23 protein-coding genes are annotated in these 23,272 nt (G+C 68.5%); 4 read left to right on the forward strand and 19 right to left on the reverse strand.

Annotated features, from left to right (window positions below; genetic code table 11):
* Positions 1-5 precede the first annotated feature (5 nt).
* Complete coding sequence (locus tag ACFVJ3_RS24370; protein WP_378454485.1) at positions 6-944, forward strand: CopD family protein; 939 nt, start codon at positions 6-8, stop codon at positions 942-944.
* A 50-nt stretch (positions 945-994) separates the two neighbouring features.
* Here the strand turns inward: ACFVJ3_RS24370 and ACFVJ3_RS24375 are convergent, their stop codons facing one another.
* Complete coding sequence (locus ACFVJ3_RS24375) at positions 995-1,924, reverse strand: NADP-dependent oxidoreductase (protein ID WP_378454486.1); 930 nt, start codon at positions 1,922-1,924, stop codon at positions 995-997.
* Between the two features lie 52 nt (positions 1,925-1,976).
* Entirely contained in the window at positions 1,977-2,627 is a 651-nt protein-coding gene (locus ACFVJ3_RS24380) for a UdgX family uracil-DNA binding protein (protein WP_378454487.1), read from the reverse strand.
* A 105-nt stretch (positions 2,628-2,732) separates the two neighbouring features.
* Here ACFVJ3_RS24380 and ACFVJ3_RS24385 point away from each other — a divergent pair, with 105 nt between their 5' ends.
* The gene (locus tag ACFVJ3_RS24385; protein ID WP_009477076.1) at positions 2,733-3,098 is read left to right on the forward strand and encodes a RidA family protein; all 366 of its coding nucleotides are present in this window, start codon (positions 2,733-2,735) and stop codon (positions 3,096-3,098) included.
* A gap of 106 nt (positions 3,099-3,204) precedes the next feature.
* A complete protein-coding gene (locus ACFVJ3_RS24390; RefSeq protein ID WP_378454488.1) occupies positions 3,205-3,765 on the forward strand; it encodes a MarR family winged helix-turn-helix transcriptional regulator in 561 nt (186 codons plus the stop codon).
* Between the two features lie 9 nt (positions 3,766-3,774).
* Here the strand turns inward: ACFVJ3_RS24390 and ACFVJ3_RS24395 are convergent, their stop codons facing one another.
* The 14 genes from ACFVJ3_RS24395 to ACFVJ3_RS24460 form a co-directional block, all read right to left on the reverse strand.
* On the reverse strand, positions 3,775-4,464 hold the full coding sequence (locus tag ACFVJ3_RS24395) for a TetR/AcrR family transcriptional regulator (protein ID WP_378454489.1): 690 nt from the start codon (positions 4,462-4,464) through the stop codon (positions 3,775-3,777).
* A gap of 20 nt (positions 4,465-4,484) precedes the next feature.
* Positions 4,485-5,516: a Rieske 2Fe-2S domain-containing protein gene (locus ACFVJ3_RS24400; protein WP_378454490.1), complete on the reverse strand. Its 1,032-nt coding sequence runs from the start codon at positions 5,514-5,516 to the stop codon at positions 4,485-4,487.
* A 2-nt stretch (positions 5,517-5,518) separates the two neighbouring features.
* Positions 5,519-5,731: a recombinase-like helix-turn-helix domain-containing protein gene (locus ACFVJ3_RS24405; RefSeq protein WP_005248918.1), complete on the reverse strand. Its 213-nt coding sequence runs from the start codon at positions 5,729-5,731 to the stop codon at positions 5,519-5,521.
* 11 nt (positions 5,732-5,742) lie between these two features.
* The gene (locus ACFVJ3_RS24410; protein ID WP_378454491.1) at positions 5,743-6,702 is read right to left on the reverse strand and encodes a PDR/VanB family oxidoreductase; all 960 of its coding nucleotides are present in this window, start codon (positions 6,700-6,702) and stop codon (positions 5,743-5,745) included.
* 111 nt (positions 6,703-6,813) lie between these two features.
* The gene (locus ACFVJ3_RS24415) at positions 6,814-7,548 is read right to left on the reverse strand and encodes an MBL fold metallo-hydrolase (RefSeq protein ID WP_378454492.1); all 735 of its coding nucleotides are present in this window, start codon (positions 7,546-7,548) and stop codon (positions 6,814-6,816) included.
* A gap of 183 nt (positions 7,549-7,731) precedes the next feature.
* Positions 7,732-8,850: an FAD-dependent monooxygenase gene (locus tag ACFVJ3_RS24420; protein ID WP_378454493.1), complete on the reverse strand. Its 1,119-nt coding sequence runs from the start codon at positions 8,848-8,850 to the stop codon at positions 7,732-7,734.
* The gene (locus tag ACFVJ3_RS24425; protein WP_378454494.1) at positions 8,847-10,514 is read right to left on the reverse strand and encodes a thiamine pyrophosphate-binding protein; all 1,668 of its coding nucleotides are present in this window, start codon (positions 10,512-10,514) and stop codon (positions 8,847-8,849) included. Before ACFVJ3_RS24425 ends, ACFVJ3_RS24420 begins: the two co-directional genes overlap by 4 nt.
* A complete protein-coding gene (locus ACFVJ3_RS24430) occupies positions 10,507-11,289 on the reverse strand; it encodes an SDR family oxidoreductase (RefSeq protein WP_378454495.1) in 783 nt (260 codons plus the stop codon). Before ACFVJ3_RS24430 ends, ACFVJ3_RS24425 begins: the two co-directional genes overlap by 8 nt.
* A gap of 16 nt (positions 11,290-11,305) precedes the next feature.
* Positions 11,306-12,055, reverse strand: coding sequence for a 3-oxoacyl-ACP reductase family protein (locus tag ACFVJ3_RS24435; RefSeq protein WP_378454496.1), 750 nt, complete (start codon positions 12,053-12,055; stop codon positions 11,306-11,308).
* A gap of 2 nt (positions 12,056-12,057) precedes the next feature.
* Entirely contained in the window at positions 12,058-12,564 is a 507-nt protein-coding gene (locus ACFVJ3_RS24440; protein ID WP_378454497.1) for a cupin domain-containing protein, read from the reverse strand.
* Positions 12,565-12,578: 14 nt separating this feature from the next.
* On the reverse strand, positions 12,579-13,361 hold the full coding sequence (locus ACFVJ3_RS24445) for an alpha/beta fold hydrolase (RefSeq protein WP_378454498.1): 783 nt from the start codon (positions 13,359-13,361) through the stop codon (positions 12,579-12,581).
* Positions 13,358-14,287, reverse strand: a complete 930-nt coding sequence (locus ACFVJ3_RS24450; protein ID WP_378454499.1) for a VOC family protein — start codon at positions 14,285-14,287, stop codon at positions 13,358-13,360. Before ACFVJ3_RS24450 ends, ACFVJ3_RS24445 begins: the two co-directional genes overlap by 4 nt.
* Positions 14,288-14,453: 166 nt before the next feature.
* Positions 14,454-15,962, reverse strand: coding sequence for an aldehyde dehydrogenase (locus ACFVJ3_RS24455; protein WP_378454500.1), 1,509 nt, complete (start codon positions 15,960-15,962; stop codon positions 14,454-14,456).
* Positions 15,959-17,341, reverse strand: a complete 1,383-nt coding sequence (locus ACFVJ3_RS24460) for an MFS transporter (protein ID WP_378454501.1) — start codon at positions 17,339-17,341, stop codon at positions 15,959-15,961. Before ACFVJ3_RS24460 ends, ACFVJ3_RS24455 begins: the two co-directional genes overlap by 4 nt.
* Positions 17,342-17,556: 215 nt before the next feature.
* Between ACFVJ3_RS24460 and ACFVJ3_RS24465 the strand changes: the two genes are divergently transcribed.
* Complete coding sequence (locus ACFVJ3_RS24465) at positions 17,557-19,038, forward strand: adenylate/guanylate cyclase domain-containing protein (RefSeq protein WP_378454502.1); 1,482 nt, start codon at positions 17,557-17,559, stop codon at positions 19,036-19,038.
* Positions 19,039-19,090: 52 nt separating this feature from the next.
* On the opposite strand, the gene ACFVJ3_RS24470 is transcribed toward ACFVJ3_RS24465, so the two are convergent.
* From ACFVJ3_RS24470 to ACFVJ3_RS24480, 3 genes are read right to left on the reverse strand one after another with little or no spacing between them, the layout of a single operon-like run.
* Positions 19,091-20,443, reverse strand: a complete 1,353-nt coding sequence (locus tag ACFVJ3_RS24470) for an MFS transporter (protein WP_378454503.1) — start codon at positions 20,441-20,443, stop codon at positions 19,091-19,093.
* Positions 20,444-20,456: 13 nt separating this feature from the next.
* A complete protein-coding gene (locus tag ACFVJ3_RS24475) occupies positions 20,457-22,031 on the reverse strand; it encodes an acyl-CoA synthetase (RefSeq protein WP_378454504.1) in 1,575 nt (524 codons plus the stop codon).
* Positions 22,028-23,257, reverse strand: coding sequence for an acyl-CoA dehydrogenase family protein (locus ACFVJ3_RS24480; protein WP_378454505.1), 1,230 nt, complete (start codon positions 23,255-23,257; stop codon positions 22,028-22,030). Before ACFVJ3_RS24480 ends, ACFVJ3_RS24475 begins: the two co-directional genes overlap by 4 nt.
* Positions 23,258-23,272 lie beyond the last annotated feature (15 nt).

Consider the following 23,272-nt stretch of genomic DNA (forward strand, 5'->3'; position numbering starts at 1 on the left):
GCACGGTGGGTACGGCGCGACAGTCCTGGCTGCTGTTCGCCGTACCCACATCGCTCGTCGGGGTCGCGTGCGGTTGGGCGTTGGCGCAACCGGAAGACCCCTCACCGTCGAGCGCCGTCCGGGCGCTGTGCCTGGTGCTCGGCTCGGCGGTCCTCGGACTCGCCGCGCTGGGCTGGTGGAGTCGCGCGGACAGCCGTCCCCTCATCCGGGACGAACGGCTGTGGCGGTTGGCGACCGCGGTCGCCGGTGCGTGGATGCTCGCCGAGGCCGTGCTGCTGTCGATGACGGCGGCGGAGGCCGACGCTCTGGGATTGTCCGAGCTGTCGGTCGGACGGTTCGGCGCGTACGTGACCGAGATCAGCGCGGGACGCGTCGACCTCGCCGTTCTCGTGTGCACGGCCGCGGCCACCGCGTGGTCGGCGGTCGCGTTCCGCCGCAACGATGCCCGGCTCCCCGTCCCGGTGCTGGTGCTCGCGGCGCTGGCCCTGGTGGCACGGCCGATCACCGGCCACATGTCGCAGCAGGTTCTCGGCTCGGTTCTCGACGTCGTCCATGCACTGGCCGCGGCCGTGTGGTTCGGGCTCCTCGCCGCTCTCGGCCTGATGCTCCGGTCGCGCGGGGACTGGTCGTCGTGGCTGCCGCGGTATTCCGTCGTCGCGTGGCGGTGTGTGTGGCTGTTGACCGCGACGGGGATCGTCGACGCCGCGGTCCGGCTGGGTGGGGTGACGCCGCTGTTCGATACCGGTTACGGCCGCATCGTGCTCGCCAAGGCGGTGGCGTTGGCGGCGCTCCTCGGGCTCGGCTGGTGGTGGCGGCGAACGTGGGTCGGGCAGGCCGCCGCGCATCGGATCAGCGCCGAAGCGTCCCTCCGACGCGCGATTGTCGAGGTGGTGGTGATGGCCGTTCCGTTCGGTCTCGCCGCCGCCCTCGCCACCACCGCCTGACCCGTGAGTACTTATTAACCGCCCGTGGTTAATAAGTACTCACGGGCGCGTCAGCGCAGCAGGATCTTCCCGCGGCTACCGCCCTTCTCGCTTGCGCGCTGAGCGTCGCCCGCTTCGGTCAGCGGGAACGTGCGGGCGGGCGGGAGGGCCAGCTTCCCGTCCGCGGCGAGGGCTCCCAGCCGGCGCAGTGTCTCCGCGCTCCAGTCGTCGGCGTTGCCGGACGAGAAGGTGATTCCCAGGCCGAACGCGGCACCGTCCGACAGTGTCACGATCCGGTCGGTGCCGCCGCGCAGTTCGATCGCCGCCTCGAGTCCGCCGAAGCCGACGTCGAGGACGGCGTCGACACCGTTCGGGGCGAGTTCGCGCACGCGGGCGGCCAGGCCGTCGCCGTACGTCGTGGGTGTGACGCCCAGCTCCCGCAGCGCGTCGTGGTGCTTCTCGCTCGCGGTGCCGATCACGGTGACACCGGAATCCAGCGCCAGCTGCGCCGCAAGGGTTCCCACCGCTCCCGACGCGCCGTTCACCAGCAGCGTCTCACCGGACTTCAGGTTCAGGAGCCGCAGTCCCCGAGTGGCGGCCTCTCCGGCGACGGGAATGGTGGCGGCGTCCGTCCAGCTCAGCCCACTCGGCTTCGGCACGACGATCGAGGCGAGCGCGTATTCGGCGTAGCCGCCGGTGTCGGACCAGCCGAACACCTCGTCGCCCACCACCACACCGGTCGCGTCCGGACCGACTGCATCGACCACGCCGGCCACTTCGCTGCCCGGGATCTTCGGGAACTGCACCGACATCACCTCGGCCATCGACCCCGACCGCAGCTTCCAGTCGATCGGGTTCACGCCGGCGGCCCGGATGACGAGGCGTACCTGATTGCCGGTGGGTTCGGGCACCGGCACGTCGTGGGTCTCGAGCACCTCGGGACCACCGTAGGACGAGTAGGAGACTGCCTTCATGGTCTGCTTCGCGTTGGAATTCGTCATGTCAACAATCTCGTCCTCGGCGGTCCGTCGCGCCAGACATTCGGCTGGTTGATCACAGCGCTGCGGCGGCCTTCTTCAGATCGGCGACGAGGGCGTCGAACGCACCGTCCCGATCCTCCGACGGTCCGCGGAGCACGGCGGACGGGTGGATCGTCGCGAAGACGTCCGGATCCACGTCGATGTCCACCTCACCGTCGAGGTGCAGCAACTCTCCGCGGTGTTCGGTGAGCCGGAACGACGGGCCGAGTAATGCCTGCGCGGCGGTGGCCCCGAGGCACACGAGGACGTCGGGCCGCACCGCCGCCAGTTCGGCGATCAGCCACGGCCGGCACGCGACGATCTCGGTGCGGTTCGGCTTCTTGTGGATTCGACGCTTGCCGCGTTCGGCGGGGACGAACTTGAAGTGCTTGACCGCGTTGGTGACGTAAGTGAGGTTCCGGTCGATGCCCGCCGCGTCGAGTTCCTTGTTCAGGAGTTTCCCCGCCGGACCGACGAACGGTTCACCGGCGCGGTCTTCCTGATCGCCGGGCTGTTCGCCGACGAGCATCATCCGGGCGGACCGCTTGCCCGTGCCGAAGACGGTCTGCTCGGCGTCGCGGTACAAATCGCAGCCGTGGCACCCGTCCGCCGCGTGGGACAGCGCGTCGAGGTCGACGGTGTCCGGCACGAACGGTGCGGCCGAGGGCTTCGTGGCTCGTGACATGTGCGTCGAGTACCCGTCGGGCGGAGCTTCATTCGCGCAACCCTGTCAATTAGTTTAGCGCTAAGATATAGTCGCCGGAGAAGCCCACCGAGAAAGCGAGCCTCCATGTCCCTCACCGAAGTCACCGCCCACCACCCCTACAGCCCGGCCGTGGTCGCGGGCGGACTCGCGTTCGTCTCCGGCGCACTGTCCGTCGATGCCGAGGGCACCGCTGTCCCGGGCCGCACCGAGGCGCTCGACGCCGCCGTCGACCGCATGGTCGATCGCCTCGCCACCGTCGGCGGACAGCTGAAGGACGTCGTCAAGCTCACCTACTACGTCACCGACCTGTCGCTTCGCGAGGAGGCGAACCGCCAGTTCGAGCGCATCTTCGACGAGCCTCGCCCCGCGCGCACGTTCCTCGAGGTCAGCAGCCTCCCCTACGGCGCCATCGCCGAGATCGACGCCGTCGCGGCGGTCGAGGGGCGCTGACAGCACCCGTCCGGCAGCGCCGCGGGTCCCCGTTCCGAGAAATCGACGGGGACCCGCGGCGCGTCGCCGTCACTTATGCTTCGTTCGATATCTTGGTACTAAACAGATGAGACCCTCGAGGATTCAGGAGGTGCGCCCGGTGACGCAACGCCCCGTTCCAGATCGCGATGCCGTCGACGACATCGTCGACCAGTGGGCCCACCAGTGGCCCGACCTGGATGTAAGTCCGCTGAAAGTGCTGGGCCGCCTGCATCGTTCGTATCTGCGCTACCAGACGTCCCTCGCCGCCGTGTTCGAGGAGCACGGCATCAACATGGCGTCGTTCGACGTTCTGGCCGCCCTCCGACGCTCGGGTCCGCCATACCGGATGACGTCCGGACAGCTGGCGGAATCGGCCCTCGTCACCACGGGCGGAGTCACGCTGCGCGTCGACCGCCTCGAGAAGGCGGGACTCGTGCAGCGCGAGCGCGACGCCGAGGACCGACGCATCGTGCACGCGCAGCTCACCGACGAGGGCCTGCGGGTGATCGAGAAGGTCGCGGAGGCCCACTTCGCCAACGAGTCCCAGATCCTCAGCGGGATGTCGAAGGACGATCAGGCGGCGCTGGCCGAATTGCTCCGCAAGCTCGAGCACTCGATCGTCGAGAACCAGGCCCCCACCGCCTGAGCGGAAATTTCAGCTGGCCGCGCGGGCTGTCAGATCGGCGACCTCACCGAAGCCGATGAACCGTTCGGATGCCGCCGTCATCTCCACGATGAAGCGCCTCTGCTCGTCCTGCGACGCACCGATCAGCCGCGCCGCACCCGTCCACTGCGCCTCGGACAGTTTGCGGGCGAGCTGGGCGGGTTCGGCGCACGGCGTCGCTATCCCGGCCTGGTTGAGCCGTTCGATGAACCGGATGTACCGGCCGAGGATCCGGTTGTGTGCCGCCTCGAGCTGTTCCCCGATCACCGGGTCGACGGCGGCGCGGTCCTCGATCATCGTGAACAGGCGGCCACTGCTGTAGACGGTCTCGATGAACGCCGCGGTGGCCGCCCGCAGGACGCTGCGCGGGTCCGCGTCCGGCGGGACCGGGATGCGCTGGGCCTCGACGAACGTGTCGACCACCGCTGCGGCGACGGCACGGAAGGCGTCGTCCCGGGACGCGAACCGGGCGGAGAATTCGGCCTGCGACACCCCGGCGGCGGCAGCGATGACCGCTTCGGAGGTGCGCTCGTATCCCAGCTCCGCGAAACACCGCCCTGCCGCCTCGACCAACGCGAGCCGACCTCGATCGTCACCGTTCGTAAGCACCGCTCGCGCCTCCTCGCACCCCGGCCGGCGCCCGACGTGTCGGCCGTCACACATTCTCAGTTGACATTTCATTCAAGTCAACCCGCGCGACCCTACGCCTCCTGAAGAGCCTTCGCCTGGGCCTCGGCCTGCGCCCGGTAGAGCCTGCGGAGCCGGATGACGCCGAGGTCGTGCTGGTACAGGTTCTCCGCCTGGTCCGCGTCGAATGCCATCGCCTCGAGCATGGTGCGGTCCTGCTCGAGCACCACCCAGTGCCGCTCCTCGAGCTTGGTCCGGTACAGGAACCGCCAGACGTCGCGTTCCCAGCCCTCGACGCGGCGGTAGCGCCAGAAGAACACCGCGGTGGTCTCGGCGTCGATCGGCGTTCCCATGCCGACGATGCCGAACGAGCCACCCGGTCCCGCGGTCGGCGGGTACGGGATCTCGAGGTCCACCCAGTCGATGCCGGTCCGGCAGAACTCGACCCAGTCGAAGTTCACACCCCGCTGGTCGGTCTTCTCGAAGAAGAACCCGCGATCGGTTTCGCGGATCCGGAACTTCGCGGACGTCTCGCCGCCGAACATCGAATGCGATTCGCGGTGCAGGAACGCTCCGTGCATCGGGTCGAGCAGGTTCTCCAGCGTGAACCGCCACGGCGACTTCCACTCCGCGTAGCAGAGGAAGTGTGAGATGCCGTCGTCGGTGAGGCGCTCGGGCAGTTCGAGGGGCGCGGGTTCGGCGTCGGGGTCGGTGCCGAACCAGGCGAGCACGGCGCCGGCCACTTCCCGCACGGGGAGGCTGGTCACCAGTCGCTTGCCCTCGAGGTTGCAGCCGGGCATTCCGGGGACGGAGACGACGGTGCCGCCGCCGTCCACCTGCACGCCGTGGTACTGGCAGGCGACGCGATCACCGAGGTGCTGCCCCTGCGACAGCGGGGCGCCGCGGTGCGGGCAGCGGTCGGCGAGCATGCGGAGGGTGCCGTCGGACTGACGGAACAGCAGCCAGTCCTCGCCGAGGCGCCGCACCTTCTTCATGTCGCCGCGCGCGACGAAGTCGGACGGGCACACCGCGTGCCACTGGTCGCGCATCCCGGTCGCGAAGATCTCGTCGCCGGTCAATGCCGCCTTGTGCAGTCGGTTCACCATGGTCAGGCTCCCATCCGTCGGATCTCGTCCGTGAAAGTGTCGGTGGTCCAGGCGTCGCCGCCGGGACTGTGGATGCCGAGGGCGTTCAAACCCTTCACCAGCCCTTCGAGGTGGTGCACACCGGTGCCGAAGACCTCTTCGATCGCACCGGCCAGCTTCCGTTCGTACGGGGTGGGTGCCGTGCCGGACTGGCGCGGTTGCAGATAAAGGCTCATGGTTCTTCCCTTCAGAGATCCAGCACGAGCTCGTCGGAGCGGGCACGGGAAACGCAGATCATGATGGTGGTGCCGGACTCCTGCTCGGAGGTGGAGAGCAGGGAGTCGCGGTGGTCGGGGGTGCCGGCGAGGACGCGGGTTTCGCACGTCCCGCAGATGCCTTCGCGGCAGGAGTTGGGGACGTCGACGCCGGATTCCTCGAGGGTTTCGAGGATGGTCCGATCGGGGGCGACGGTGGCCGAGATGCCGGATCGTTCGCAGATCACGCGGACGGGACGGTCGCCGGCCAGGGTGTCGGCGGGGATCTCCTTCGCCTTGAACCGCTCGAGCCGGATGGCGCCGTCCGGCCAGGAGCCGGTGAACCCTTCGACCGCGCCGAGCAGACCCTCGGGGCCGCAGGCGTACACGAGCGTCTCCTCGCGGGCGGTGCCGAGGATGTCGGCGAGGTCGAGGATGCCGTCGACCTCCTCGGTGACGACGTGCACGCGGTCGCCGTACGCGGACAGTTCGTCGAGGAACGCCATCGACGCGCGGGCACGGCCGCCGTAGTGCAGTTCCCATTCGGCGCCCATGCGTTCGGCTTCACCGATCATCGTGAGGATCGGGGTGATGCCGATGCCGCCGGCGATGAACACGTAGCGCGGCGACGGCAGGAGTTCGAAGTTGTTGCGAGGTGCGCTCACCGACAGGCTGTCGCCGGGCCGCAGTGTCTCGTGGACGTGCCGGGAGCCGCCTCGGCCGGTCACCTCGTGGAGGATCGCGACGCGGTACCCGGTCTTGTCGTCGGGGTCTCCGCAGAGGGAGTACTGGCGGACGGTCCCGCGGTTCAGGTGCAGGTCCAGGTGGGCGCCCGGCGTCCACTGGTCGACCGCGTCGCCGTCCTGTCGTTCGAGGCGAAGCGAGACCACGCCCGAGGACTCGACCCTCATCTGACGCACCATCATGGGGACGGTGTCTGCGTCTGTTGTCATCGTTCACTCCCAGGCTCAACCGAAGGCGTAGTTCCTTAGTGCTCAATAATTTAGCACTAAGATGTATCGTGCGCCACAGTTGAGGGGAAATCCGTCGAGCCAGAGGCCGAGCTACTCCGCCTCGCGATACCGCACGGTCTCGGCCGCGAGTCGCTCCTCGTACGCCTGTGCGAGGTCGTGCAGACTCTGCACGCAGTCACCGGTGAACACCGGCGCATGCATCGGCGCCAGCAGCAGGGGTTCCAGATCGGCGAGTCCCCGGATCGTGGGCCCGAGCGCCGGAGTCAGGCACGTCGCGCTCCCCATGTCCTCCGCCGCGATGGCCGGGCCGACGATCTCCTCCTCCGTGGCCGGCGGGTGATGGCCGAACGCGGTGAACAGGTCGCCGCAGAACAGCGTCTGCGTCGTCTCCTCGAAAACCAGCCCGGCGTCCCATCCGTGCGGAACGTGCGGGGTGTCGAGGTGACGGACCCGCCTGGTGCCCGTCTCCATGACATCGCCGTTCTGCAGAGGACGCGGCATGCGATCGGCCAGGTCGTTGACCTGCACGAAGCAACCCATCGCCCCGTGCGCGACCTCGGCGTTCGGCGCGGCCGCCAGCCACGAGTTCATCGCGCCGCACTCGTCCGCCTCGACGTGCCCGAACGTGATCCACCGCAGCCTGTCGAGGGGAATCAGCCGGCCTACCGCCGCGGACACGGACGGGAACAGCGCACGCTGACCGGTGTGGAACAGCAACGGTTCCTCGCCGTCGACGAGGAACTGGTTCATGATCAGGTTGGGCTCGTCCAGATACGTGGACAGCCGGTAGATGTCGGGGGCGATCTCGGTAATCGTGGTGTCCATCCCTGGCTCCGATCACGTCGCGGTGTCGTCGGATCCAGCCTTCTCGGGACGGCGGCGGCGCGCAAGATCCCGCGGCGCACGGCGACGGTGCCGGGCCTGCGCGACCTGATGCCTCGACATAGACGTCGACGCCACCGGACAACCCGTAGGCGTCCGGCGGCGTCGCGCCGATCATGCGTCCGTTCAGGCCGCGGCCAACTCCAGCGGCACGTGCCAGGCGTCGTATTCGTAAACCCAGTCGCCGTTGCCCGCGACCTTCAGCCACTCGTTGGACCGGGAGCCACGCTGGATGCGGGAGGTGCGCTGCAGTCGCGTGTCCTGGTAGGTCTGCAGCGCGACTACGGGGTCGTCGAACAGGCTCAAGCACCGGGACAGGACGACGGCGTCTTCGATGGCCATGCCCGCGCCCTGCGCCATGAACGGCATCATCGGATGTGCCGCGTCGCCGAGGAGCACGGACCGTCCGTCGGTCCACGACGCCAGCGGGTCGCGAACGTAGAGAGCCGATTTCAGGACGTCGTCGCAGGCGTCGAGCAGCGCTCGCGCCTCGGGGTGGAAGTCCCGGTACAGCTCACGCAGTTCGGTGACGGAACCGGGTGTGGTCCACGATTCCTCGGTCCACTCCTGCTGCGCGCAGGTGGCGAAGACGAAGATGTCCTTGCCCTGGTTGAGGGGGAACGTCACGATCTGCGTCGACGGATTCGGCCCCCACCACTTGGTGAAGCAGTCGAGGTTCGGCAGGTTGCCGACGCGTTCGGTGGGAACGACGGCGCGGAACGCCACGACTCCTGTGAACGTCGGCTTTTCCCGCCCGAGGAGAGCGGTCCGGACCGCGGAGTGGATGCCGTCGGCACCGACGATCACGTCTGCGGAAACTCTACTGCCGTCGGTAAACTCGATGCGGCCGTCCGCGACACCGCTGACCCGGCGACCCATTTCGACGACACCCGACGGCAGCCGGTTCTCGAGCGCGGTCATCAGATCGCCCCGGTGCATGGTCAACTGCGGTGCGCCGTACTGCTGTTCCGCACTGTCGCCCATCGGCAGCCGGGACGTTTCGGCTCCCGTGTCCCACGTGCGGCTGATCCGGAACCGCGGGCGGGCGGCCGATTCGCGGATCGCCGGGCCGATGCCGAGTCCGTCGAGAGCGCGGACCGCGTTGGGGGTGAGGTTGATGTCGGCGCCGACGCGGGCGAACTGCCTCGTCTGCTCGTAGACCGTGACGTCGAGACCGAACTTGCGGAGGGCGATCGCCGTCGCCAGTCCGCCGATGCCGCCGCCGCAGACGCCGACCGTGGTCACTGTGCACCCTTTCCGGGCACCGTGACGGGCGGCGTGAACGGTGCCGGCATGTCGCCGTAGGCGGCGAGATCGACCTCGACGATCACCGGCGCCTGTCGGGACACGGCGTCGGCGAGAACCTCGTGGGCCTCGGCTGCGCCACCGATCCGCAGGTACGGCACGCCGATGGACTGTGCCAGCAACGGGAAGTCGGGGGTGACGAGGTCGACGGCATAGGTGTCTTCGCCGCCGCCCTTCTGCATGTTGCGCAGCACGCCGTAGCCGCCGTCGTTGAACACGAGCAGCACCAGCCACGGCATTTCCTGCGCCATGGTCAGGATTTCGCCGAAGTGGACGGCCAGGCCGCCGTCGCCGACGAGGGCCAGGGTGGGCCGGGTCTCGTCGGCCAGTGCGGAACCGATGGCCATGCCCAGGCCCTGCCCGATGCCGCCGCCGCGGGGGAACACGTTGGACTTGGGGTCGAACATCGGCAGCAGCCGGTTACCCCAGGAACTCGACGCGATGGTGACGTCGCGGGCGATCACCGAATCCTTCGGGAACGCGGCACGCACGGCGTCGCACAGCACGGCGTGGTCGCCGAGTCCGGCGCGCTGCTTGCTGCGGACGAGTTCGCGGGTGGTGCGGGCACGTTCGGTCCAGGCGGCGTCGACGGGCGCCAGCCCCGACAGCTGCCGGAGGAACGTGCCGATGTCGGCGGTGACCCCGGCCTGCGCCGGGTAGACGCGTCCGACCGCGGCCGTGTCGATGTCCACCTGCACGTGCACGGCGGGGACGGGCATGGAGTAGTCGCCGGTCTCGTTGGACCGGAAGTGGGTGCCCAGCGACAGCAGCAGGTCGGCGTCCTGGAGGAGTTCCCGTCCCACCGGGGTGTTGCCGTAATTGCCGATGCACAGTTCGTGGTCCTCGGGCACGGCGCCGCGCCCGGAGTTGCTGGTGAGCAACGGGACTCCCCACTGCTCCACCAGTTCGGTCAGCTCGGCACCGGCCGTGGCGACACCGCCGCCCGCCCAGATCACCGGGCGTTCCGCCGACCGCAGCAGGGCGAAGGCGACGGCCAAGTCGTCGGCGTCCGGCGTGCGCAGCGGTTCGACGACCGGCTCGGCCACGTCGATGACGTGCTCCGCGTACTGGAGGTCGATCGGCCATTCGATGCTCGACGGCCCGCCGGGCGCAGCGAGCGCGGCAGCGATGCCTTCCCGCAACACCTTTCCGGCGCTGTCGGTGTCGAGGATGGTGGCGGCGTGCTTCGACGTCGCCGTCAGCATCCCCAGCTGATCCTTGGTCTCGTGGATGAACCCGCGACCCGAGCCGAGGTAGCGGCTCTCGACGTTGCCCGTCACGTGCAGCACCGACGTTCCGGCACTGAGCGATTCGATCAGCGAGCCGGCCGCGTTGCCGGCACCGGTGCCGGTGCTCGTGAGCGCGCAGCCGATGCCCCCGGTGGCCCGGGCGTACCCGTCCGCGGCGCTGACCGCGGTGGCCTCGTGCCGGACCGGCACGAACCGCAGGTGCTTGCTGACCGCCTGAACCAGGGGCTGGTTGTGGACGCTCACGATGCCGAAGACAGTGTCGACACCGGCCTCGCGCAGCACCTGGACGAGCAGGTCGCCGCCATTACCCACCTGCTTGTCATTTCCTACAGACATGGTGTTCCTCTCAGACATAGCGCGCGACGCCTCCGCAGACGTCGAGGCTGGTGCCCGTCACGTAGGACGAGCGGGGGGACAGCAGGGTCACGATCATGGCGGCCACCTCGTCGGCGCGGCCGAACCGGCCGAGGCCGATGCCGCGGTCCTGGGCGATCTCCGCCTCCCATTCGGCAAATGTGGCGTCGGTGCCGGATTCCTCGTAGCGGCGCCGCCACTGGCCGGTGTCGACCAGTCCGAGCGACACCGAGTTGACGCGGATGCCGTCGGCGGCGAGTTCGAGCGACAGCGACTTGCTGAGGTTCAGCAGCCCGGCCCGGGCGGCGCTGGTGGTGACCAGCCGCGGCTCGGGCTGACGTGCGAGCACCGCCGAGATGTTGACGATGGACGCGGCGTCGGACTTGCGCAGCATCGGCAGAGCGGCCTCGACCGTGTTGAGGACGCTGGAGAACTTGAGGTCGAGCTCGTCGCGCCAGTCGTCGAGGGTCGCCTCACCGCGCGGGACCATGCGGGACTTGCCTGCGTTGTTGACCAGACCGTCGAGGCCGCCGAATCGGGCGACACCGGCGTCGACCAGCGCGGCGACCGCGGCCGGGTCTCGGACGTCGCAGGACGCGGTGAGGACGCGACCGCTGCCGGGCAGCGGCGCGATCACGGAGTCGAGCCGGTCGCGGTCGCGCGCGCAGGTGACGACGTTGGCACCCTCCTCGAGCAGCATCGCGACGGTGGCGAGCCCGACTCCCGAGCTTCCGCCGGTCACCAGGTGGGTGCGGTCTTTCAGTTGCAGGTCCACGACGTGGTCCCCTTCTCTAGTGCAGGACGAATCCGCCGTTGACGACGAGTTGCTGGCCGGTGATGTACGAGGCCTCGGGTCCCATCAGGAACGCGACGGCGCCGACGAGATCCGACGGTTGCTGCGGACGCTCCAGCGCGCGGTTGAGGCGGTACAGCTCGTGCCGGTGCTCCGGAACCTTCTGTGCCGATTCGCTTTCGGTCAGTCCGGGCGAGACGGTGTTGACGGTGATGCCGTGCGGGCCGAGGTCGCGTGACATGGCGCGGGTCAGCGCGGCCACCCCGCCCTTGGACGCGATGTAGTGGGCGAGACGCGGCGAACCGTACAGGGCGGCGTCGGAGCCGATGGTGACGACTCGTCCGCCTCCGTTCCCGATGATGGAGGGAACGATCGCCCTGCTCACGAGGAACGTGCCGCGCAGGTTGACGCCCAGCACACGGTCCCACTCGTCGATGTCGAGTTCGTGAATCGGTTTGCCGCCCACGCCGTCCGCGAGTGCCGCGTTGTTGACGAGGCCGTACAGCGGGCCACCGGAGGTGACGGTGGCCGCCATCGCGGCGACGGACTCCGCGTCGCGGAGATCGACCCGGACGAACTGTGCCTTGACGCCGTCGGCGCGCAGGCTTTCCGCCGCGTCCTCGCCCCAGTCCTCGCGGATGTCGGCGAGCCACAGGGTGGCGCCGTCCTCGCCTAGCCTGCGGGCCAGGGCGAGGCCGAGACCCCGCCCCGCCCCGGTGACGAGAATGCTGCGGCCTTCGAGACTCATGGTCAGTCCCGCGTCACGCCGTGCATGGCCGACGTCTCGGGGTACGTCGGGATCTGCGGCTTCTGGGCGCCGATGATGACGCAGAACAGAGCGTCCTTGTCGCCGTTGTTCTTCAGGCTGCGCGGCACACCGGCCGGCACGACGATCATGTCGCGGTAACCGAGGGTGCGCTTTTCCACCTGGCCGTCGCGGTGGACGCCGACCTCCACCTCGCCCTCGAGGACGAAGAAGGCTTCCTCGGCGTCGTGGTGGGTGTGCTCCGGTCCCTCGGCGCCGGAGGGAAGCAGCATGTTGGAGAACGTGAATCCGCGCGAGGAGATGGTGCGGTTGTCGTTCTCGTGGTTACCCGTCGCACCGGAGCCGACGTACCGGATCTGCGCGCGCTTGAACTGGTCGCCGGCCTTGGCCTGGAAGCCCAGGGTGTCCCAGTCCTCGTGGCGGGAGCCACGGGTGAGGATCAGCGAGTCGGTGAATTCCTTCAGATCGGCGGTGCCGTATTCGAGTGTCATGTCGTGCTCCTTCTCTAGAGGTGGTTGCGTAGGCGTTCGGTGATGTGGATGAAGGATTCGACCCAGGCGTTGAAGGCCTCCGGCCGCTCCTGGTTCGCGAGGTGTCCGGCACCTCGGATGGTGACGAACACGGCGCCCGGAATTCCTCCCGCGAGAACCTGACTCGCGGGAATCCCGGTCACCCCGTCCTCGTCTCCGCCGAGGACGAGCGTGGGGATGTCGATCTTCGGCAGATCGGCCGTGTGATCGGTGGCCGCCATCGACTCGGCGGCGTACCCGTAGCCGGGCAGCCGGATCGACGACGCCATGATCGCGGTGGCCGTCGCGGTCAGTTCGTCGTCGGCAGTCCCGGACAGTAGCCGCGGGGCCCGTTCGGCGGCAAAGGCTTCCGCACCCTGCTGCTCGAGCGTCGCGGCCCGGGCGCGCATCCGGTCGGCGGCTTCGTCGTCCACCCCCGAGCCGACGGTGGAACTGCCGAGCAGCAGACTCCGCACGAGCCCGGGATGGCGCAGCGCGAGCCGGGTGGCGATCACGCCGCCCCACGACATCCCGAGGACGTGCGCCCCCGCGTCACCGCAACGGTCGCGGATCACGTCGGCAGCGGCGTCGGCGTAGTCGTCGAGGTCGAACGGCCGGCCGGGGTCCTCGCTGCGGCCGTAACCGGGAGCGTCCCAGGCCAGCAGTCGCAGCGACGACGACAATTCGTCGACCTGCGGCGCGAAACTGCCTGCGCTGCCACCGATCCCGTGCAGCATGAACAGCGCGGGGCCGGAACCGGATTCGACGACGTGCGTCACGACGCCCGCCCGAGGTCGAACCGCTCGAACGCTCCGGGGTCGGGGATGCCGGCCATGTGGTCGCGGACCTGCTTGGACGGCGGGCCCGCGGTGCCCCACAGGTCGGAGAGTTCCGGAACCCGGCGCCACACCTTGCACAGCCACCGGTCCTCGTCGACCTGCGCGATTCCGGACGTGTACTCGCACACCAGCCCTGCAGGGTCGGCGAAGTAGGAGAAGGTGTTGTCGCCGGGGCCGTGCTTGCCCGGACCCCACAGCGGCACGGTGCCGTGGTGGCGCAACCGGCCGATGCCGCGCATGAAGTGGTCGACGGTGGGCATCTCGTAGGCGACGTGATTCACCGACGTCCACTCGGCCTGGTTGAACGCGATGCTGTGATGGTCGGTGTTGCAGCGCAGGAACGCCATCTGGTGCTCGGACCAGTCGGAGACCCGCATGCCCAGGATGTCGCAGTAGAACGTCACCGCGGCGTCGATGTCGACGGTGTTGAGGACGACGTGCGTGACGCCCACCGGGACGGCGTCCTCGCGGCCCAGCTTCGGGACCGCGAGCGCGTCGGCGAGCAGTTCGACGACGCGACCCTCGGGGTCGACCAGGCTCACACCGTAGCCACCGCCGAGATCGTCGACCGGCCCCGGGCCGCTGACGATCGGGACGCCGCGGAGTTCGAGCCGGCGGGCGGCCTCGTCGACCTCGGCCGGCGTGGCGACGGCGAACGTGATGCGGCCGAGGCCGTTCCGCTCGGCCTGGGTGAGTTGCAGCGCGTGGTGGTGCTCACCGGTCCCCCGCAGCCAGGCACCGTCCGTGCCCTGCTCGATCACGCGCAGTCCCCACACGTCCGAGTAGAACTCGGTGGATTCGATGCTGGCCTGCGTGCGCAGTTCGACGGAGCGCAGGCACCGCAGCCGGGCTATGGGTTGGTTCATCGCATGCCTCCAGTTGCTTAGGTCTCAATATCTTAGCGCTAAAGTAATAGGTCGTACAGAGCTGACGGGAATTTCTTTCCGGACGACCTACTACTTCAGCTTCCCCGTGGGCCGATGTGACAGTGGTTCAGCCAGACGGAACCCGTGTGACATTCGGCGACGCCGATTAGTTCGCCCAGGGGTTGGGTTCCTCGTCGAGGCCCCAGTAGATGCTCTTCTGCCGCGAGTAGGCGGCGATACCGCTGCGCCCCTTCTCCACCCCGAGCCCGCTCTCCTTGACGCCACCGAACGGCGTCGAGATGCTGAACTGCTTGTAGGTGTTGATCCACACGGTGCCGGCCTGGAGTCGGCGGGCGAGTTTCCAGGCGCGGCGGTAGTCGCCCGTCCAGATGCCCGACGCCAGCCCGAACACCGAATCATTGGCCTGCGCAACCAGATCCGCGTCGCCGTCGAACGGCAGGGCCACCAGGACGGGTCCGAAGATCTCCTCCTGGCAGGTGCGTGAACTGTTGGGGAGCCCGTCGATGATCGTCGGCAGGTAGTACGCGCCGTCGCGGAGCCGTTCGTCGTCGGGGATCGCCCCGCCGCACAGCACCCGTCCGCCCTCTTCGCGAGCGAGGTCGACGTACGCGGCGACGCTGTCGCGGTGCTTGCGGTGGACCATCGGCCCCACCTGGGTGTCGGGGTCGCGGCCGGGCCCGAGTCGCAGCCGGGTCGTCTTGGCCACCAGCTTCTCGAGGAATTCGTCGTAGATGCGGCGGTCGACGAACAGCCGGGATCCGGCGATGCAGCTCTGCCCGGTGGACGAGAAGATCCCGTACATCACGCCGTTGACGGCGGCGTCGAGGTCGGCGTCGTCCAAGACGATCGTCGGCGACTTGCCGCCGAGTTCCAGCGACACGGGCATCAGTTTGTCGGCTGCCGCGTGGGCGATGGAGCGTCCGGTGTTCGTTCCGCCGGTGAACGTCACCTTCCCGACGCCGGGGTGGGTGACGATGGCGTCGCCGACCACCGAGCCCTTGCCCGGCAGCACCGACAGCAGTCCCTTCGGCAGTCCCGATTCGTCAATCAGTCGCGCCAGTTCCAGCGACACCAGCGGCGTCCACTCGGCGGGCTTGAGGACGACGGCGTTGCCTGCCGCCAGGGCGGGGGCGATCTTCTGCGCGTCGCTTGCCACCGGCGAGTTCCACGGTGCGATGGCGCCGACCACGCCGATGGGCTCGAGAACGCTCATCGTGAGGAAGTTGCCGCGCGGGCTGGTGAGGTCGTCGTCCGCGGTTTCGAGGACGGCGGCGAAGTAGCGGAACGTGGCCGCCGCGCTGCCGACGAGTGCCGTGGTCTCGGCGACCGTCTTGCCGGTGTTGTAGCTCTGCAGCAGTGCCAACCGGGACGTGTTCGCCTCGATGGAGTCGGCGATGCGGTGCAGGTACTTCGCCCGCTGGTGCGGGAGAAGTGCGCGCCACGCCGGGTCGTCGGCGGCGGCGCGGCCCTTCCGGACCGCCTCGTCGGCGTCGTCGGCGGTTGCCTGATGGATCACCTGCAGGGTTTCGCCGTTCGACGGATCCGTGACCGCGAAGGCGGGGCCGCTCGCCTGCCGCCACTCCCCGGCGACGAGGATCCGGTCGGCGACCGGGACGAACGGCAGTGTCTGTGGTGCGATGTCGAGAATGGTCACTGGGAGATCTCCTCGAGGGTCTTTTCGCGGGTTTCGACGGCGAAGAAGCCGACCACAAGGGCACCGATCAGGGCGACCGCGGAGAACATTCCGAAGACGACGGTGAGCGTGCCGCCCCCGCCGAGGATCGCGCCGACGGCGAGGGGGCCGACGATGATGCCGAGGCGTCCGCTCGCTCCGCCGATCGCGCAGCCGATGGCTCGCATCCGGGTCGGGTACAGCTCCGCGGTGTAGACGTAGAGCGCCATGTTGACGGCGAAGACGAACAGGGCGGATCCGGCCGACCAGAACAGGACCTTCGTCGCGGTGTCGGCGCCGGAGGCGGCGAGCAGGAAGAGCAGCGACGAGCACAGGACCATCGACGCGGTGATGCAGATGCGGCGACCGAGGTTGTCGATGAGGAACGCGACGAGGATGCAGCCGAGCAGACCGGCCACGCTGGTGACGATGCTGTAATGCAGGGCGGTGTCGACGCTGACGTCGAATGCGGATCGGTACAGCGTCGGCAGCCAGGACGCGATGCCGTAGTTGACGAAGTAGGCGCTGCCCCAGATCGCGGCGAGCATCAGCGTGCGACGCAGGTAGATACCCCGGAATGCCTCCGCGAAGGTTCCGCGGCGGGCGTCGACGACGACGGCGGGCAGCGGCTGCGGAGCCGGGAGCGTCTTGCCGTACTTTTCGGTGATCTCGTTCTCGATGCGGGTCATGGCGTTGTGGGCGTCTTCGTAGCGGCCCCGGGACGCGAGCCAGCGCGGCGACTCGGGAAGCTTCCACAGCATCGGCAGCAACAGGACGGGCAGCGCACCGAGCGCGAACAGGATCTTGTAGCCGTAGTTCGGGACGACCCACGCCGACACGATGGCGGACATCACGAGCCCGATGGGGAAGATCACCTCGTAGAGCAGCACGAATCGCCCGCGCTTGTGGGCTTTGGTGATCTCGCCGATGTAGCTGGCCGCGACCGGGACCTCGGCGCCGAGGCCGATGCCCTGCACGAATCGGAAGACGAGGAAGAGCATCAGGCTGTCGGTGAACGCCATGCCCAGGCTCATCACCGCGTACAGGGCGAGCGAAAAGATGATGACGTTGAGCCGACCGACGCGGTCGGCGAACCAGCCGCCGGCGAGCGCGCCGACGAGCATGCCGATGCCGCCGATGGCGATCACCCAGGCGATGTCGCCGGGGGTCAGACCCCACTTGGGGGTGAGGACGGGGAGCGAGTACGCGATCATCAACTGGTCGAAGCCGTCGAAGAACGTGACGGCGCCGACGATGACGCGGGCCTTGATGTGCCACCTGCTCATCGGCAGGCGTTCGAGTCGGGCGCTGATCATCTCAGCTGTGGCAGCCATGGCGGGCGATACCGTCGTCATGAGCATCCTCAGGGTCGGGTCGAGGCATTTACTTAAGCCCTCAAAGGCTTACCGCTAAGATGTAATCTCACGCACATGAGAAACGTCAACCCTTGACTTTGAAAGAAACATGTTGTTCACACCCATCGTGCACCCGTGCGCACTTGTTAACGCCCGGCGGTTGAGAATTACTCACGGCTCAGTCTGGCACTTTGCCCGGCCCATCCGTTTACGCTGGGGAAATGGACCCACCGGTCGTCCGGTACATCCAGCGGGGCGGACACGCGCTGGCGTATCAGGTGGTGGGCGGCGGTTCGCTGGACGTGGTGTGGCTGTTCGAGATCAACATGCACCTCGACCTGATGTGGACCGACCCGCAGATCCACTACCTGATGGAACGGGGCAGCACGTTCGCCCGCACCGCCTACTTTCAGCAGCGGGGGCTGGGCCTGTCCGATCCGGTCGACCACCTGCCGACGCTCGAGGAGCAGGCCGACGACATCGTCGCGGTCATGGACGAGATCGGGATGCGCGAAGCACTGCTGGTGGGCGTGGCCAGCGCGAGCGGCGCCGTGGCGCTCGTGGCGGCGCGGTCACCGGAACGGGTCACCGGAGTGGTGCTGATCCAGCCGTTCGCCGAACGCCTGATCGGCGGTGACCACGATCCGGAGGGATGGTCGAGCGCCGAGCGGGACCACTTCGTCGAGGGATGGCGCGCCGCCACGGAGGTGTGGGGGTCGGGCGCGACCGTGCCGTTGTGGGATCCCCGCGAGGATTCCCCGTTCAACCGGCGGCTGATGTCGATGCTCGAGCGAAGTTCGGCGACACCGGCCGTCGCGCGTGCCCACATGGAGTGGATCTTCCGCCTCGACTACTCCGACATACTGCAGTCGATCCAGTGCCCGGCCCGGATTGTGATCGTCTCGGGCAGTCCCGTTCCCGCGGCCGCCGCGCAGTACGTCGCCGATCACATTCCGGGCGGCACCTTCCATCTGCTGCCGCCTGCGCCGACCGGCGCGTCGCTCGGTGAGGCGTGGGTGCCGATCATCGACGACGTCGAGCAACTCGCCACCGGTGGACACCCGACACCGGACGCCGGGCAGTTCGTCGCGTCCGTGTTGTTCACCGACGTCGTCGGGTCGACGGAGATGCTCGCCAGGATCGGCGACGGTGCCTACCGGGACCTCCGCGCCGCCCACGAACGGCAGGTGCGCGACGGGGTGGAGAAGGCCGGCGGACGCCTCCTCAACGTCGCGGGCGACGGGACGTTCAGCATCTTCGACGGCCCGACCTCGGCGGTCCGGTGTGCGCGGAGCGTCGTCGACGACGCGTGCGCCCTCGGCCTCGAGGTGCGAGCGGGCGTGCACACCGGACAGGTGGAGCGGAACGGACCCGACGTCAGCGGGATGACCGTCCACGTCGGCGCGCGCATCGGCTCCGTGGCCGGCGCCGGGGAGGTCCTGGTGTCGCGGACCGTGCGCGACCTCGTGGTGGGGTCGGGTCTCCGGTTCACCGAAGTCGGCGAACACGCACTCAAGGGTGTCCCCGGCCGATGGGTCCTGTACTCGCTCACCGACGCGGACACACCCCGGGTCGTGCCGCGGCGCGCACCACGGCTCAGCGTCATCGACCAGGCCATCTTGCGCACCGCGAAGCGGGCACCGCAGGCACTGCGCGCGCTCGTCGGCGCCGCCAACGCGAGGCAGCGCCGACTGTCCCGCTGATCCCAGGTGAGTGGCAAAGCGTGCGCCAGCACACTTTGCCACTCACGTCACATCAGGCCGCCACGGTGGACTGGCGGGCAGTCGCCTGCTGGGTGTCGGGCGAGGAGTACTTCCGGACGATCGTGACGAGGCAGAGCAGCCCGATCGCACCGGCGCCGACGAGGAAGGCGCCGACGCGCCAGGCGTTGGACGCGTCGCCGTTGATGAGCAGCACCATGACCATGGGCGAGAAGCCACCGATGATGGCCGAGATCTGGTAGCCGAGGGAGGCCCCGGAGAATCGGATCTCGGGCGGGAACAGTTCCGCGAACAGCGTTCCCTGCGTTCCGGTCTGGAACGACATGACGATCACGGCACCGAAGACGGCGAGCGCGAACGGCCACAAGGTGCCCTGACTCGAGTGTCCGATCATGAGCCACATGGGAATTCCCCACAGCAGCATCCCGGCGGTGCCGATTCCGAAGATCAGCTTCCGGCCGTAGATGTCGGAGAGGTATCCGGCCAGTGGGACGAGCGGAATCATCAGAACGCAGGCGGCGAGGATGAAGCCGAGCACGGTCGAGCGTTCGATCCCGAGATACGTGGTGGCGAATTGCACGGACCCCGTGATCATCGTGTAGAAGAAGATGACGCCGATGGCGTTCGCGCCGGCAGCAGTGAGCACGGTGCCGGGATTGTTGCGCAGCACCTGCAGGATCGGCGACTTCCGCGCCACCGGCGCCTCGGCCAGCTTCTTCGACAGTTCCCGGAACTCCGGTGTCTCCTCCAGGTAGCGGTGGATGACGAAGGCGACCGGGAGCATCACGAGGCTGATCCAGAACGGGATGCGCCATGCCCAGGCGAGGAACGACTCGGAGTCGAATACCGCGGTGATGACGAGGAAGACGACGTTTCCGAGCACGACGCCGATGGGCACGCCGAGCTGCGCGAAGCTGCCGTAGAACCCGCGCCGTCCGGCGGGTGCGTTCTCGGTGGCGAGGAGGACGGCACCGCCCCATTGCGCACCGACCGCGAGGCCCTGGCAGATTCGCAGGGTCACGAGGATCGTGGGTGCGAGCCAGACGAGCTGGGTGTTGGGCACGAGGCCGATCAGCGAGGTCGCGACGGCCATCATGACGATGGCCGCGACGAGTACCGGTTTGCGCCCCACCTTGTCGCCGAAGTGGCCGGCGAGGACGCCGCCGATGGGCCGGGCGATGAAGCCGACCGCCACCGTGGCGAACGAGTTGAGGGCGGCGACGACCTGGCTGTCGGTCGCGAAGAACGTGGTGTTGAACACGAGTGCGGCTGCGGTCGCGTAGATGAAGAAGTCGTACCACTCGAGTGAGGTCGAGATGGCGGCCGCGAACGAGGCGCGCGCGGCCCGGGGCTTACCCGCGCGGCGTGTGTCGGAATCGGTGGGCATGGTGGTCTCCTGCTCAGCCTTGGGCAATGGAACCGAATGTGTCTCGGAGGACTCGTTTGAGGATCTTGCCGCTCGGGTTCTTCGGTAGGGAGTCGGCGACGATCACGTACTTGGGCACCTTGTAGCCGGCGAGTCGTCCGCGGCAGTGCTCCACCACGTCCTTCTCGTCGAGTTCGACGCCGGCGGACGGGACCACCACTGCCGCGACCGCCTCGATCCACCGTGGGTGCGGCACCGCGAACACGGCGGCCTCACCGACACCGTCGAGTTCGTAGAGCGCTTCCTCGACCTCCCGGGTCGCGACGTTCTCCCCGCCGGTTTTGATCATGTCCTTCTTGCGGTCGACCACCCACAGATAGCCGTCCTCGTCGAGGTAGCCGAGGTCGCCGGAGTGGAACCACCCGCCCGCGAACGCTTCCGCTGTCTTCTCGGGTTGTCCGAGATAGCCGACGGTGGCGTGCGGGCTGCGGTGCACGATCTCACCGACCTCGCCCGCCGGAAGTGGCAGGTCCCGGTCGTCCACGATGCGTGTCTCCACGTTGAGGGCGGGTTTGCCCGCTGAACCACCGTGTGTCTCTTGATCTTCCGGCCCGAGCGCCGTGGCGAGTGACGCCATTTCCGTCTGCCCGTAGAAGTTCCACAGCCGGATGCCCGGCAACCGGCGGTTCATTTCGCGCAGGATCTCCACCGGCAGCGGCGACGCCCCGTAGTAGCCCTTGCGCAGCGAACGCAGGTCGGTGCCTTCGAACTCGGGCGACTGCAGCAGCGAGATCCACACCGTCGGCGGGCAGAACAGGTTGGTCACCTGCTCCGCCGCGATGGTGCGGAGCAGCACCTGCGGGTCGGGTCCGTCGACGATGATGCTCGTCGCGCCGAGATAGATGTCGGTGCTGAGGAAGTTGTCGAGCTGGGCGCAGTGGTACAGCGGCAGCGCGTGCACCTCCACGTCGTCGCTGCTCATGCCGCCGGTGACGATGCAGCTGATGTACTGCCACATCAGCGACCGGCTGGTGAGCATTGCGCCTTTGGGCCGTGATTCGGTGCCCGACGTGTACATGATGCGGACCACGTCGTCGTCCGCCACGAACACCTCGGGCGGCGAACCGAATTCGCCCTCCGCCCAGTCCGTCACCGAACGCCAGCCATCCGGCGTGGCCGTATCGCCCAGCGGGATCGTCGCCCGCAACCGGACACTTCCCTTCGATTCCGCGAGCGCCTTCTCGGCCACGGGCACCAGGGCGTCCTCGACGACGAACGCGTCGGCTGCGCAGTCGTCGAGGATGTATCCGATCTCCCCGCCGGTCAGCATGAAGTTGACCGGCACGAGGACCACACCGAGCCGGGCGGTCGCGAAGTTCAGCACCGGGTACTGCCAGCAGTTGTGCGACAACAGTGCAAGCCGGTCGCCCCGTTTCAGCCCCTCGGAATGCAGGGCCGCCGCGACCCTGTCGATCAGCGTGTCGAATTCGGCGAACGTGAGCCGGACGTCGCGGTGCACGACGGCGAGCTTGTCGGGGAAGCGCGCCGCGGACCGCCGCGGAATGTCGCCGATGCTCTGCTGCCGGGCGCGCGTCCCGTCCTCGTTCACCCGCGGACTTCCATTAGTACCGGGGCGACAGCGAACTCGGCGCGGGCGAGGGAGCGGCGGTGCACCTGGTCGGGACCGTCGGCGATCTGCAGGAACCGGGCCTGCGCGTACAGCACCGGCAGGATCGCGTCCTGCGACAGGCCGGCGCCGCCGAAGATCTGCATCGCGTCGTCGACGATCTGCTTGACCGTCAGCGGGACCATCACCTTGGCGGCCGCGATGTCGTGACGGGCCGCCTTGGTGCCCTCGACGTCCATCCGCCAGGCGGCCCTCAGCACCAGCAGGCGGGCGGCATCGAGGTGGATCCGCGCGTCCGCGACGGTCGCCTGCACGACACCCTCGTCGGCGAGGGGTCTGCCGAACGCCACACGTGTGCGGGCGCGTTCGGTCATCAGCGCAATCGCCCGCTCGGCCATGCCGATCAACCGCATGCAGTGGTGGATGCGCCCCGGACCGAGGCGGGCCTGCGCGACCGCGAAGCCCTTGCCGCGCGGTCCGAGGAGGCTCGCCTTGGGGACGCGGACCCTGTCGAAGACGATCTCCCCGTGCCCGCCCTCGTGGCGGTCGGTGAAGCCGAGCACCGTGGTGGACCGGACGATGGTCAGACCGGGCGTGTCCATGGGGACGAGGACGATGCTGTGGCGGTTGCCGACCGGGGCGTCGGGGTCGGTGACGCCCATGACCATCGCCACCCGGCAGTCGTCGCGCAGGGCCGCGGTGGACCACCACTTGCGGCCGGTCAGCACCCAGTCGTCGCCGTCCTCGGCGATCTCGAGCCGGACGTTGTTGGCGTCCGAGCTCGCGACGTCGGGTTCGGTCATCGAGAAGCACGAGCGAAACTCGCCCGCGAGAAGGGGTTCGAGCCATTCCTTCTTCTGCTCGTCGGTGCCGTACAGATGCAGTAGTTCCATGTTGCCGGTGTCCGGCGGGTTGCAGTTGACCGCCTCGGGCGCGATCAGCGGGCTCCAGCCGGTGAGCTCCGCGAGGGGCGCGTATTCGAGGTTCGTCAGGCCGGCACCTTCGCGCGCGGGCAGGAAGAGATTCCACAGGCCTTCGCGCTTCGCGGCCGCCTTCAGATCGGCCACGATCGGCGGCGCACCCCAGTGGTCCGGCTTCGAGGCCAGTTGCTCTTCGGCGATCGCCTCGGCAGGCAGCACCCGCTCCTGCATGAACTTCGTCAGCTTCGCTTGCAGTTCCAGGACTTTCGGGCTGTATTCGAAATCCACTTCCGTGGCTCCAAT

The sequence above is a fragment of the Rhodococcus sp. NPDC127593 genome (assembly GCF_042671975.1).
Taxonomy (GTDB): domain Bacteria; phylum Actinomycetota; class Actinomycetes; order Mycobacteriales; family Mycobacteriaceae; genus Rhodococcus_F.